The sequence below is a fragment of the Saccharothrix variisporea genome, from assembly GCF_003634995.1.
In the GTDB taxonomy this organism is placed as follows: Bacteria; Actinomycetota; Actinomycetes; order Mycobacteriales; family Pseudonocardiaceae; genus Actinosynnema; species Actinosynnema variisporeum.
Genome location: NZ_RBXR01000001.1, coordinates 2834646 through 2846876 on the forward strand (window position 1 = coordinate 2834646; position 12231 = coordinate 2846876).

General features: G+C 69.1%; 13 protein-coding genes. 10 read left to right on the plus strand and 3 right to left on the minus strand.

Annotation, left to right across the window (positions count from 1 at the left end; translation table 11 throughout):
- Positions 1-35: 35 nt before the first annotated feature.
- Positions 36-578, minus strand: a complete 543-nt coding sequence (locus tag DFJ66_RS12360) for a PH domain-containing protein (protein WP_121220926.1) — start codon at positions 576-578, stop codon at positions 36-38.
- A 1222-nt stretch (positions 579-1800) separates the two neighbouring features.
- Positions 1801-2235: a DoxX family protein gene (locus tag DFJ66_RS12365; protein WP_342776951.1), complete on the minus strand. Its 435-nt coding sequence runs from the start codon at positions 2233-2235 to the stop codon at positions 1801-1803.
- Positions 2236-2314: 79 nt separating this feature from the next.
- Between DFJ66_RS12365 and DFJ66_RS12370 the strand changes: the two genes are divergently transcribed.
- The 3 genes from DFJ66_RS12370 (at position 2315) to DFJ66_RS45420 (ending at position 5345) form a co-directional block, all read left to right on the plus strand.
- Positions 2315-3505, plus strand: a complete 1191-nt coding sequence (locus tag DFJ66_RS12370) for an NAD(P)/FAD-dependent oxidoreductase (RefSeq protein WP_121220931.1) — start codon at positions 2315-2317, stop codon at positions 3503-3505.
- A 104-nt stretch (positions 3506-3609) separates the two neighbouring features.
- Complete coding sequence (locus DFJ66_RS12375) at positions 3610-4488, plus strand: RNA polymerase sigma-70 factor (RefSeq protein WP_281276699.1); 879 nt, start codon at positions 3610-3612, stop codon at positions 4486-4488.
- 413 nt (positions 4489-4901) lie between these two features.
- A complete protein-coding gene (locus DFJ66_RS45420; RefSeq protein ID WP_397556258.1) occupies positions 4902-5345 on the plus strand; it encodes a hypothetical protein in 444 nt (147 codons plus the stop codon).
- 480 nt (positions 5346-5825) lie between these two features.
- Here DFJ66_RS45420 and DFJ66_RS12390 read toward each other — a convergent pair whose 3' ends face one another.
- Entirely contained in the window at positions 5826-6518 is a 693-nt protein-coding gene (locus DFJ66_RS12390; RefSeq protein ID WP_121220935.1) for a hypothetical protein, read from the minus strand.
- On the opposite strand from DFJ66_RS12390, the gene DFJ66_RS42130 reads away from it, so the two are divergent.
- From DFJ66_RS42130 to DFJ66_RS42655, 7 genes are all read left to right on the plus strand, one after another.
- Entirely contained in the window at positions 6496-6684 is a 189-nt protein-coding gene (locus DFJ66_RS42130; protein WP_147459219.1) for a hypothetical protein, read from the plus strand. The genes DFJ66_RS12390 and DFJ66_RS42130 overlap by 23 nt on opposite strands.
- Before the next feature lie 203 nt (positions 6685-6887).
- A complete protein-coding gene (locus DFJ66_RS12395; RefSeq protein ID WP_121220937.1) occupies positions 6888-7391 on the plus strand; it encodes a hypothetical protein in 504 nt (167 codons plus the stop codon).
- A gap of 436 nt (positions 7392-7827) precedes the next feature.
- Complete coding sequence (locus DFJ66_RS12400; RefSeq protein ID WP_170199309.1) at positions 7828-9273, plus strand: coproporphyrinogen-III oxidase family protein; 1446 nt, start codon at positions 7828-7830, stop codon at positions 9271-9273.
- Positions 9273-10067: a GNAT family N-acetyltransferase gene (locus DFJ66_RS12405; RefSeq protein WP_121220941.1), complete on the plus strand. Its 795-nt coding sequence runs from the start codon at positions 9273-9275 to the stop codon at positions 10065-10067. The genes DFJ66_RS12400 and DFJ66_RS12405 overlap by 1 nt, the downstream gene beginning before the upstream one ends.
- Positions 10064-11074, plus strand: coding sequence for a M20/M25/M40 family metallo-hydrolase (locus DFJ66_RS12410; protein ID WP_121220943.1), 1011 nt, complete (start codon positions 10064-10066; stop codon positions 11072-11074). The genes DFJ66_RS12405 and DFJ66_RS12410 overlap by 4 nt, the downstream gene beginning before the upstream one ends.
- Positions 11071-11730, plus strand: a complete 660-nt coding sequence (locus tag DFJ66_RS42650) for a dTMP kinase (protein ID WP_170199311.1) — start codon at positions 11071-11073, stop codon at positions 11728-11730. The genes DFJ66_RS12410 and DFJ66_RS42650 overlap by 4 nt, the downstream gene beginning before the upstream one ends.
- The gene (locus DFJ66_RS42655; protein WP_170199313.1) at positions 11723-12172 is read left to right on the plus strand and encodes a GNAT family N-acetyltransferase; all 450 of its coding nucleotides are present in this window, start codon (positions 11723-11725) and stop codon (positions 12170-12172) included. Before DFJ66_RS42650 ends, DFJ66_RS42655 begins: the two co-directional genes overlap by 8 nt.
- Positions 12173-12231: the final 59 nt, after the last annotated feature.

Genomic DNA, 12231 nt, shown 5'->3' on the forward strand with positions numbered 1-12231 from the left:
GCCCTCCGCGAAGCCTCGTCACATCAACGCGACAGCTACGCCACTGCCAACCAACCGATCAGAAGCAACACCGTCGACGCGACGAGGAACGGGACCGGCCACAGATCCGGTTGAGTTCGTACCTGCCCGTCATCGCGGGGATCCGGTTGCCGGGCGTCCTCGATCAGGCGCTTCATGCGTGCCTGCATCCGGTATCCCGTCACCGCACTGGCGAGCGAACCCGCGCCGGCGGCGATGTCGATGCGTCGCCCGCCGCGCAGGAGGAGGACGAGTCGACCCTCCACCAGGACGGATTCGATCGCCGACCATGGGATCCGACTCTTGGTGAACCAGTTGACCACCAGCAGGCCTCGTGCGCGCACCTCCACCCGAGGATGGACGGTGGCGAGCACACCGGGCCAGCCCGACAACATCGCGATAACCGTCAACTCGACCTGGTCCGCGAAGTCACTGCCTGGATAGGGGTCGGTCAGCGCCCACACCATGAAGGCCACCAGGACCACGCTGAGCACGGACCCGAAGACGACATCGGTGCGGCGGCGGATCACGGTGACGGCGTCCCCCAGGTCTGCTTCCACACCGCCCTCATCTCTTTGGCCCGGCAGCACACCACGAGTAAGTGGCCTCGATTCGGGAGTTGCCGACCTGGACGTCGCCGCCCCGGTTGCGAACGATCACCCCGGTCACGGGAAATCCTTCCATTCACCCCGACCGGTGACCACCCGCTCGACGACCACCCGGGCGGCGGACATCGCAGCGCCGCGATCGGCGACATCCGACGCGCCATCCGATGCTGGAGGCGGCGCAACTCGAACGCGCAGCCGGTCCGGACGCCGCTGTGATGCCGACCGCGCGGAACGCCCCGCCAGCGCATTCACCGCAGCAGGGGTCCTCGACCGGTCATCCCGCTGTACCGCGTGACCCTCGCCATCCACGAGCACCCTGCACGACCCGGACCACCGCCGCACTCGGTTCCCGCAACAACCACGCCCACGCCTACGGCTCGGGCGGCAGCGGGATGCGCCTCCCCGACAATCCGACCCCCTTCCACGCCGAAGTGGCCCCTCCGGCCACTTGATCCACCTGACCGTCGGGCTACCAACGACGACGCGGCGAAAATGGGATGTCCATGACTGCGGCGCGACCGTCGAGGTGACCACCCTCATCCGACCGGTCGCCGGATGAGCAGCCACACGATGACTCGTACAGCGACGAGTGCTTCACTACACCGCGCGGTCGCGTAACCAGCGGCGGAGGTGGACGATGTCGTAGGCCTTGTCCGCGTGGAACTTCGCGGGGTCGGAAGCGACGCGGCCTGCGGCGGGAACGGATGCGTCGGATCGCTCGAAGCATCGGCTTGAGTGAGCCGTTCCAACCTCATCCGGCGGCTGCGCCACGTCGTGAGCTTGATCCAGCCCGGCGCTTCCGGGTCGGAGGGCCCGGTTTCGCGATCAAACCCGCGCGACACGCCTCCGGTTCCGCACCTCGGCGGGACGGCCGTGGATCAAGCAGCCCAGCGACAACAGGACGACCGTTGCGGCACAAGGAACTTCTCCACTCGCTCCTGCGATTGCACTCCCCTGACAAAGCCGAAGTGGTCGCCGGTGGGCGCGATGACGCTGTGCGCGTTCGAGCCCTGGTAGGGCCACCCTCGCCACGGCACGCGCTCAGGTCGCCGGCCGCTCGCAGGAGATCATCCGGGCCTGTCGATTCCGCTGACGCCGAGCAAGCCTTCCGTCGCCACTTCGCGACACGGCCGACCCCGACCCCGGCAGAAGGGCAAGGCCGGACTGCCGCACTTCAGCCCGTGAACGGCTCGAAGCCGAAGCGGCCCCAGGCGACGAAGGCCGCCGCGGCGAGGAGGGCGAGGCACAGCGCGACGTTCTTGTAGTGCCCGTGGCGGGCGTGGGTGACCATCCCGCCGATCATCAACAGGACCCAGCAGATGGCGGTCACCGGCACCATCACCGGCGCGATGCCGAGCGCCGCGGGCAGGACCAGGCCCACCGCGGCCACGGTCCAATCCGTCGATTCGTCCAGCTTGGATTTGGGCAGGAACACCTTGGTGGCGCCGCTGAACAGGGCGAGGGCGGCGAGCAGCCCGGCGACGATCCAGAGGGCGAGATTCATGGGTTTTCTCCAGGGACGGGGTGACTCGGGCGGCTTCCCGACGGTGTGACCGGTCGGGCACAAGACACCGCCGGTCGCGATTTCCTGACCGAGCGGAACGATCACGTGTCCTGCATCACACGGTGTCAGATCCGGTGTCGACGCGGTGTCTTGTGCCCAGCCCACTCGGATCGGAGGAGACACCGTGGACAAGAGGATCGAGGTGGTCGTGGTCGGTGGCGGTTACGCCGGGGTGATGGCGGCCAATCGGATGACCCAGCGCGACGACGTGACGGTGACCGTGATCAACCCGCGGCGCGTGTTCGTCCCGCGGCTGCGGCTGCACCAGTTCGTGGGCGGGACCCACGACGCGGTCGTGGACTACCGGGAGGTACTCGCCGAGGGCGTCGAACTGGTGGTCGGCACGGCGGCGGGTATCGACGCGACCGCGCGCACCGTCACCCTCGCCGAGGGCGGCGGCATCGGCTACGACTACCTGGTCTACGCGGTGGGGAGTGCCGGCGGCGGACCGCGGGTGCCGGGCGCGGCCGAGTTCGCTCATCCGGTCGCGACCCTGGAGGACGCGCGGCGGCTGCGGTCGGTGCTCTCCGACACGCCCACCACGGCCGCGGTGACGGTCGTCGGAGGCGGTCCGGTCGGCATCGAGACCGCGGCGGAACTCGCCGAACGGGGCCGGCGTGCCCGGCTGGTCTGCGGCGGTGTCCTGGGCCCGAACCTGCACCCGAGCGCCCGGCGCACCGCCCGCGAGTACCTGACCCGCCTGGGCGTCGAGGTGATCGACGGCCCGGACACGTCGGTCACCGCGGTGCGGTCGGGAGCGGTGGAACTCGCTGACGGCCGCACCCTGCCCAGTCAGGTGACCGTGTGGGCCGCGGGTTTCGGCGTGCCCGACCTGGCCCACCGCAGCGGGCTGCGCACCGACGCCGCCGGGCGGCTGTGCACCGACGAGACGCTGACCAGCGTCGACAGCGATCGCATCGTCGCGGCGGGCGACGCGTCGGCGCCCTCGGACCTGCCGTTCCGCATGAGTGCCTACATCGCGGGCTGCCTGGGCGCCCACGCCGCCGACACGGTGCTGGCCCGGATCGCGGGCGAGCGGCCCGCGCCGATCGACCTGGCGTTCCCGGCCATGTGCTTCAGCTTCGGCCGCGGTGCCGGGATCTTCCAGCTCCTGCACAAGGACGACACGCCGAAACGGCTCTACTTCACCGGGTTCCTGGGCCGCAAGCTCAAGGAGTTCTCGTGCGCCGCCAGCGTCAAGCACCTCGTGACCGAGGCGCGCAAGCCCGGCTCGCACCACTGGCCCAAGGACGGTGAACACCGGCCCGCCCTACTGCGAGCCCGAAGCGGGAACGTGACGACTCCGACCGAGTAGACGCTGTCCAGGAGAGAAACCCATTGCACACCACAGACAAAGCCGGTGCGGCCCGGCGGGCCACGGGCGGGCCGGCGAACCGCGGCGACAGCGACCGAGCGACCCTGGCGGCGACGGAAACGTTCGTCGCGCACCGCAACCTGCTGTTCACCGTCGCCTACGAGATGCTCGGATCCGGGGCCGACGCCGACGACGTCCTGCAGGAAACCTGGTTGCGCTGGGTCGGTGTCGACACGGCGCACGTCGACGACCCGCGCGCCTACCTGGTCCGCATCACCACCCGGCAGGCGCTCAACCGGCTGCGATCGGTGAAACGCCGGCGGGAGGCCTACGTGGGCTCCTGGCTGCCGGAGCCGCTGCTCACCACTCCGGACCTGGCCGCCGACGTGGAACTCGCCGAAAGCGTGTCGATGGGGCTGATGGTCGTGCTGGAGACCTTGACCCCGTCCGAACGAGCGGTGTTCGTGCTGCGCGAAGCGTTCGGACTGGGCTATGACGAGATCGCCGCCGCGCTGGAGAAGTCCCTCGCCGCCGTGCACCAGCTCGCCCACCGCGCCCGCCGCCACGTCGAAGCCCGCCGACCACGCCGCACCGTCACCCCACGCGAGGCGCAAGCGGCCGTCGACGCGTTCCGACGCGCGCTGGAGACCCGGGACCTCCAGGGCCTGCTCGACGTCCTCGCCCCCGAGGTGGTGGCGATCAGCGACGGAGGCGGCATCAGGCAAGCCACCCCACGGCCCGTCATCGGCGCGGACAGGGTGGCGCGGTTCGTGGTCAAGGGCCTCGCCAAGCACGACGTCGCGCTCACCGTCCGCCCAACCGCGATCAACGCCGCCCCCGCACTGGCCCTCTACGTCGACGGGGAACTCGACGGTGTCCTCGCGGCGCGCGTCGAGGACGGCCGCATCACCGGGCTCTACTTCGTCCGCAACCCGCACAAACTGACCCACGTCGACGCCGAGACACCACTCACCCTCCGCTGAGTCCGGCCGCGGCCGTCGCCGTGGTCATGTCGATCCCCAGCGCATTGCCCACCGCCGTCACCGGGCCGATCGCTACACCGCTCAGTTCCGCCCGCGCTCGAGCAGCGTGCGTCGAGCGGCTCCGACATCACCGAAGTCGCCGACACCGCAGGTGGGGAACAACTCGTCGACGCCCACGACCGTTCACGTCAACGTCGGCCCCGCACCGGCGTTCGTTGACGTCGGCTGCGCAACCGGCATGGTCACGCGCACCGCGGCCGACCGCTTCCCGGACGCGGCCCGCCGTGGGCCTGGACCTCAACGACGCGATGCTCACCGCGGCGCGCCGCCTGCGCCCAAGCCTGTCCTGACAACGCGGCGACGCGACCGACTCGCCGTTCCCGGCGGGTGCCTTCGACCGCGTGCTGTCACAGATGGCGCTGATGCTCCTCCCGGACCGCGCCCGAGCCGTCGCCGAGATGGCCCGGCTGACGACGAGGGGTGGGGCGGTCGCGCTCGTGGTCCCTGCGGGCATCGCAGACCAGCTCGCGTACCGCCACCACCCCCAAGACCAAAGGCGACCCGGCGAGCGGGTTCACGGTCGAACGCCTCCCCATCCTCGCCCCCGCCGCGCTGGCCGGACGGATGCCCGACACCATCACCACCCGCGCCATCACCATCCACCTCCGCCACCGACGCCACGACGAACACGTCGAGTCCTACCGGGAACAGTCGCCGGGAAGATCACTACCAAGATCCATACCAACCAATGCAAAAGGGCCGCCGACCAGTCATCACGCCTGAGTCAGCGACCCTTCTGCGACCGTCGGGACAACAGGATTCGAACCTGCGACCGCTTGGCCCCAGGATCGCCTTGACCATGCGTTGACCTGCGGAAACTGTTTGAACAGAGCCGAACCGCTCCGTTGGACGCAGTACAGCGAAGGAGCCTTTCCTTGCGGCACAACGAACTCTCCTCCGCCCACTCCTCCTTGTCGACGTCCTTGACATGCGGTCATGCGGTGAGCGACGCGGCGGATGGGTCGAGCGTGGGTGGGCCATAGTGGTCCACGGGAAGTTCTCGCACCACAACGATGAAGGGTTACCGCCTCCCGTCACCAGGGCGTGATGAGGTCGAGCGACAACGCTGCAGCGAACAACCCGTCGGGTGCTCCAACGGTACTCGGGGTAGACCAGCAGCAAGGCCGCCACGGCGATGGCACCGCGCAGTACTGACGCCGCCAAGCGCAGGAGTAACGGCACCGCCCAGCGTGTGGCCAGGCAAGCGCACACGACCACGGCCGCGACGAATAGGACACCCGACGGGACGAGCGGGCCGACGATCCGCGCGGCGAGGGTCACGGCAGGTTCGCACTGCCGTTGCCGCTGGTCACCGGTTCCCTGATCGCCTCGCCGGAGGGGATCAGGCGCGGCTGCCCGCTGCCGGTGAGCACCCTGAAGATCGACTCCTGCGCCATCTGCAGGGCGGTCCGCACCTGGTCGTCGATCTGCCAGCGGTCGAGCGCGTCGGATTCGAGCAGGCGGTTCATGAAGTCGAAGGTCGCCCGGAGGCGGCTGTCCCGTTCGTCCACGAGGACCTTGACCACGGAGTCGATGTCCTGGGGCTTCAGGGTGAGTTGCAACGCGAACTGGTCGAAGTCGCCTTCGGCGATGATCGTTCGGAAGTGGTCGACCTTCCGCTGGATGTCCGACTGCCCGAGACTGGTGTCGTCCATCGCCAAGCGGACGTGCGGCCGCACCCACAAGCCGCAGTCCGCGCCCAGCGAGTCGTCGTCCAGCTCCTCGTTCGCACAGTTCTCGGCCTGGGCGGCGTCCGCGATGTCGAACCTGCGCGTCACCGCCCGCAGCCGTGCGAGAAGGCGCGGGGACAGAACCTTGCGCACGTCGGTGACGCCGGCCCGGACGACCTGCGCGGGGTCGGCCACCTTCCACTCCAGGTCGACGGTCGCGTTGAAGTAGATCTTGTCGCCGCGGCTGGGCAGGTGGGCCTCGACGGTGGACACGTGGATGCCGAGATCGACCTCGTACACCGTGCGGACCTTGTTCCGGACGCTGGTCGCCCGGCGTCGCATGCTGGTCGTCCTGGACAACGCGGCCGACTCCGACCAGGTGACGCCGCTGCTGCCCGGATCTCCGACATGCACCGTGGTGATCACCAGCCGGCGCAGGCCGGGCCGGTTGATCAGCGCCGCCTGAGCACGGCATCTCGTGCTCGATGCGCTGCGCGACCGGGAGGCGCGTGGGTTGCTCGCGACGCGGCTGGGATCCGCCCGGCTCGCCCGCGAGCCCGAGGCCGTCCGAGCGCTGCTCCTCTGCTGTGGCGGCCTTCCGCTGGCGTTGAGCGTCGTGGCGGGACGGCTGCGGCGCATCCGGTTGCCGTTGAGCACAGTGGTCGACAATTGCGCGAGTCCGGGCTCGACGGTCTGGAGGACGGTGAACCGGGCACCGACGTGAAGGCTGTGCCGTCGTGGTCCTACCGCGCGCTCAACCCGCGTCACGCCGAGATGTTCGCCCTACTGGGCCTGGTCCCGAGTGCGGACATCAGCGTGGAAGCCGCCGCCGCGCTCGCCGGAACACCGGTCCGCGATGCCAGGACCGTCCTGCGTGGTTTGGAGCAGTCGTCACTGCTCACCCGAGGCGACGCCGACTGGTACCACGCGCACGACGTCGTCCACGCCTTCGCCGAGGATCCGGCACGGCACGGCATCACAGAGCCTGCCCGAGACGCAGCTTGGCACCGCCTGGCCGAGTTCTCCACGCACACCGCTCACGCAGCCCGTCGACGTCGAAAGTATTTCGAATCCATCTGCGCGGGCGAGTCGCATCGAAGCGCGCGGTACCTCCGAATCGGTGATAGTCGATGGATGAACAGTGCGTTCGACACATCGACGTCCGACCGCTGAGAAGATCCTTGTCGCCGGCGCGCGACTGCTGCTAGCTTCGGGCGTCGGGGCGTGAGGGGGCTTGCGCCAGAGCAATGCGAAGCCAGGTCACTGTGTCGATCTTCTCGACACGGGCCACGATGGCATCTTGGGGGGCCAAGTTGCTTGTCTTTTCTGCTGTCCGGCGTGACCGAACACCTGTGTACAGATGGGGTCGGCGGTAGGCGGATCGCTCATCGGTAGGGGCCGCATCGCCGGGTTGTCCAACACCGGACCTTTGGGTTTCGACATTTCCCGCGCGTCAACGTGGGGTATTCGCTGTCGCGCGCAGTGCGATGGCTCCCCTAGGCGTGCCGACTGAACTCGGTTAGTTGTCATCGCGGTGAAGTGACCGCGTCATCCCGAACTGCTCAGCCTCAGGGGGGCCTAGATGGTTTCGTACATTCCGGCACGGGACTTGCGTCGCCGAATCAAGGAGGACAACGACCAGTTGGTCCTCGACCCGGCCACGAGCGACCGCATCGAGACCGCGTACCGCTCCATCGACTGGGCGGGGCTGTCGGAAGCGGGATTCGACAAGCGGGGCGACTACTGCTTCATCTACAGCTACCCGCCGGTGCGCACCCTGAAGCCGATCACCTCGGAGGACATCTTCCGCCCGTCCGAGTGGGAGCCGGTCCGCGACCGTGTCAGCCTGTACCTGCACATCCCGTACTGCAGCGGCATCTGCTCGTACTGCTACTTCGCGAAGGTCGTGGACAACGGCAACTCGCCGATCGCGAAGGAAGACTACCCGGACCTGCTGATCCGGGAGCTGGAGCAGAAGATGGCGCGGTACAACCCGAACGCCGTCATCTCCAATGTCCACATCGGCGGCGGAACCCCGTCCATCCTCGAGAACCACCAGATGGACAAGATCCTCAAGTACCTGTTCTCCCTCAACACCGCCCCGGACCTGGAGATCACGGTCGAGTGCGCTCCGGAGACCGTCCACGACGACTTGGACAAGCTGAAGGCCATGCGGGACGGTGGGGTGAACCGCATCAGCGTCGGCGTCGAGAGCCTCGACGACAGGGTACTCAAGGTCATGGCCCGGCGGCACGGTTCGGACATGACGCTGCGGTCGTTGGAGAACGTGCGCGCCGCCGGGTTCGACAACGTCAACGCCGACCTGATCTACGCGTTGCCCGCTCAAACACTGGCGTCCTGGGTCGACACGCTGAACGAGATCGCCAAGTGGCAGTTGGAGTCCGTGACCGTCTACCGGCTCCGCTTGCACCCGATGAAGCGCATCTCCAAGCTGGAGGCCGAGTTGTACCCGTCCTATGAGGACGGTCTGAAGATGCAGCTCGCGCACTCGATGCTCATGCAGGACGCCGGGTACCTCCGGGTGACGAGCCAGAAGTACGTCAGCGACCGCAAGAAGACCCAACGGCAGCCGGAGCAGAAGCGCGGCGTCTCCAGCGCACAGCTGCTCAGCGCCGGCTGCGGCGCGTACGGCTTCCTGAACTCCACCTTCTACTGGAACACCAAGTCGCTCGGCGAGTGGGGCGCCCGGATGCGCGACGGGGAGATCCCCGTGTGGATGGGCCGGGTGCTCGACAAGGACGAGATCATGCGCAAGTCCTTCGTCCTCGGCGTGCACACCAGCGGCGGCATCGACCGGCAGGCGTTCCACGCCAAGTTCGGCGTGGACTGCATGGACCAGTACGCGGAGGAGATCTCCGTCGCGGTCCGCCACGGCTTGCTGGAGGTCACGGACACCGCCGTGCGACCGACGGAGCTGGGCTACTTCTTCGGGGACGAGCTGAGCGTGCACTTCTACTCCCCCCTGGTCAAGGCGGAACTCGCCGAGATCGGGATGAAGTACGGCATGTTCTTCGACCAGGACCAGTACGCCTGATGCGGTTCGAGGCCCACGAGTGCGGCGGGGTGCTCCCGCTCGACCGCATGCGATCGGTACGCCGCTTGTTCGCCGACAGCTACGCGGACTACCACTACACGTCGTCCCTCGGCGACGTCCGGCTGGCCAGGTTCCTGGCGGTGCAGGACGATCGGGTGGTGGGATACGCGGCCTACGAACCCGTCGCCGGAGTGGCGCACCTGGCCAACTTCCTCGTGGCCGCGGACTGGCGCGGCCGGGGCGTCGGCGCGGGGTTGGAGCAGCGGCGGCTGGACCACGCGAGCGCGGCCGGTCTCGCCTGCTACAGCAGCTGCGTGTGTGAGGACGCGCGGAGTCAGCGGCTCAAATTCGGGCTCGGGCTGCGACCGACCGCCGTGCGGCTGGGGTACCGGCGCGGGGTCAGCGGTGTGGGTGTCTGGGGCAGTTCGGTCGTCTTCACGAACTGCCGCGCCGAGGTGGGCGAGCCGGCGGCGGCCGGTATCCGCCTCGACCGGCGGCGCAGGCGTGCCCGGGCCGTCGGGTTGGCGCCCCTCGCCGAGTTGCTGACGAGCGGCGAGGTCGCGGACGACTGGTACGTCGACGTGCTGGTCGGCGAAGCCGACCGCGAGCGGGCGGCGCGGCACGGCAGGCTGGTGTGCGCGGGCGTTGACCTGGATCGGCACACCGGGCGGTGGCACCACTGCTACCAGGTGCGCAACCGCGCGTACGCCGAAGGCCTGTCGGCTCGTCCGGTCGTGCTCGTCACGCCACCGGGCGTGTCGTTCAGCGTGCCCGTCCAGGAGCGCTCGGCATGACCCCGCCGACGACCGAACTGCTCGGCTCACTCGCCGAACTCGTCTCGTTGGACACGGTGAGCCCGATGCCGCCCCGAGCGCTGGACCGGTGCGAGACCTTCTTCGCCCGTTTCGGCGCGCGGCGGGTGCGCGAGGGCGTGTTCGTCGTGGGTGACACCGCGTCGCCGACCTGGCTGTACACGCACGTGGACACCAAGCCCGCGGAGCCCTTGGCGCAGTGGAGAACGGATCCGTGGCGGCTGACCCCCGTCGACGACACCCTCGTCGGTCTCGGCGTGTCCGACTCGAAGTTCCAGCTCCTCACGGCACTCGCGGTCGCCGACCCGCAGCGGCACTGCGTCGTCATCGACACCTGCGAGGAGACCGACGGCTGCGCGGACGCGGCGGCGCTCATCGAGGAGCACCGACCGCGGACGCTCGTGGTGTGCGACGGTTCGAGTCGGGACGGCCACGACGTGTTCAACGGCATGGTCGGCCAGGTGGACGGGTTCCTCACCCTCGACACCGGTGCGCCGCGGAGCCACCCGGCGCGGTCGACCTGCGATGTGCTCGGCCTGCTGAGCGGACTCGCCGGCGAGGTGGCCGAGCTACCCGGCAGGTTCACGGTGACCGGGATCGTGGCGGAGGACTCGGTGCGCTCGCTGAGCCTCCAGAGCGTGGACGTGCGTTTCGACTGGCGGTTCCCCGGTCCCGCAGCCGAGCACGTCGACCGGTTCCTGGTCCGCCGGCCGCACCGGCTGCGGCACTCGGTGCTGCACCCCGTGTGGGGCCGGAGGACGGTGGTCCTCGACGCCGGGTGCTCACCGGACCCCGCGCCGTTCTCGTCACGCTTCGGCGGCGCCCGCTGGACACCCCCGGAGCGCTGCGTGGTGGTGGCCGGCGGCCTGCCCGACAACCGCAACCACCAGCCGAACGAGTTCGTGCGGGTCGGCCAGATCGAGCACTACCGGCGTCGGTTGGCGCAGGTCCTCGCCCTACTCGGTGAGGAGAGAGGAGCCGAGCGGTGAACCCGCGGCACAACAGCAGGCGCGGCACCCTCGTCGTGGTGGTCGGCCTCGACGGCGCCGGCAAGACCACCCAGGTCGAAGAGCTGGGGAAGTGGCTGGGCGCACGAGCGGTCCCGGTGGAGGTGCTGCCGAACCAGTCGCTGGCGCCGGTGCGCGCGGTCCTCACGGAGATCGCGCGCGAGGACGGCTTCGCCGACCACTACGACATGCTGGGCGTGGGCACGATGCGCCTGATCTCGGCATGCGCCAAGCTGGCGTACCTGTCACGGCTGCGCAGGACGTTGGACACGTCGGATTCCGTCGTGGTGGTCGACCGCTACACCTACTGCCAGTACGCCGCCGCACGGGCCCAGGGCGCGGGCAACGAGGAGTTCCTCAGGAGGATCAACGCCGCGCTGCCCGTCCCGGACCTCACCATCTTCCTCGACGTCAACCCGGTGGAGGCGCACCGTCGGATCGAGGCCCGGGGCATCGACAGCGAGAGCATGGAGTTCCTGCGCGCGTTCCAGGACGCTTACCGGTCGTTGCCTGAGTACCGCACCTTCAGCGTGGTCGACGGCAACCAGTCGCCCGACGAGGTCGCGCAGGACATGCGGCAGGCCGTGCTGCGGGCCCTCCCGCACCTGGCCGGGGTGCCGGAGGTCGTCGGTGGCTGAGGAGGTCCGGATCCGGGTCGCGAACGCCGACGACGACCCGGAGCGCCTGTTCGACCTGCTGTGGGCGTTGGCGCCTGAGGATGACCGGCCTGAGCCCGGCAGGCTGCGCTCGGTGTGGCGTGCGGTGGTCGCGCAGGAAGGCAGGCGTGTGTTCCTCGCCGAAGCCGGCGCGCACCTCGTGGGCTCGATCGACACGATCGTCGTGCCCAACCTGACCCGCGGGGCCCAGCCGTTCATGCTCGTGGAGAACATGGTGGTCGAATCCGCCGCGCGTCGCCGGGGAGTGGGGTCGGCGTTGCTCGACACCGCGTTTTCGTGGGCTCGGGAGTGCGGTTGCTACAAAGTGCAACTGTTGTCCAACGCCAAGCGGGAAGAAGCTCACTCGTTCTACGAGGGGCACGGCTTCGCGCAATCCGCTCGCGGTTACCGGCGCTACCTGTGAGAGTGCCGAGGAGTCGAGTTCCGCGGGTGCCGTTCTGCCTTTGACTTGGGGGGAAAATG

Coding starts and splice junctions, on each gene's coding strand:
- DFJ66_RS45420 (WP_397556258.1), top strand. CDS start 4,902: ATGGCGCTGATGCTCCTCCCGGACCGCGCCCGAGCCGTCGCCGAGATG.
- DFJ66_RS42130 (WP_147459219.1), top strand. CDS start 6,496: ATGCCGAGATCGACCTCGTACACCGTGCGGACCTTGTTCCGGACGCTG.
- DFJ66_RS12405 (WP_121220941.1), top strand. CDS start 9,273: ATGCGGTTCGAGGCCCACGAGTGCGGCGGGGTGCTCCCGCTCGACCGC.
- DFJ66_RS12410 (WP_121220943.1), top strand. CDS start 10,064: ATGACCCCGCCGACGACCGAACTGCTCGGCTCACTCGCCGAACTCGTC.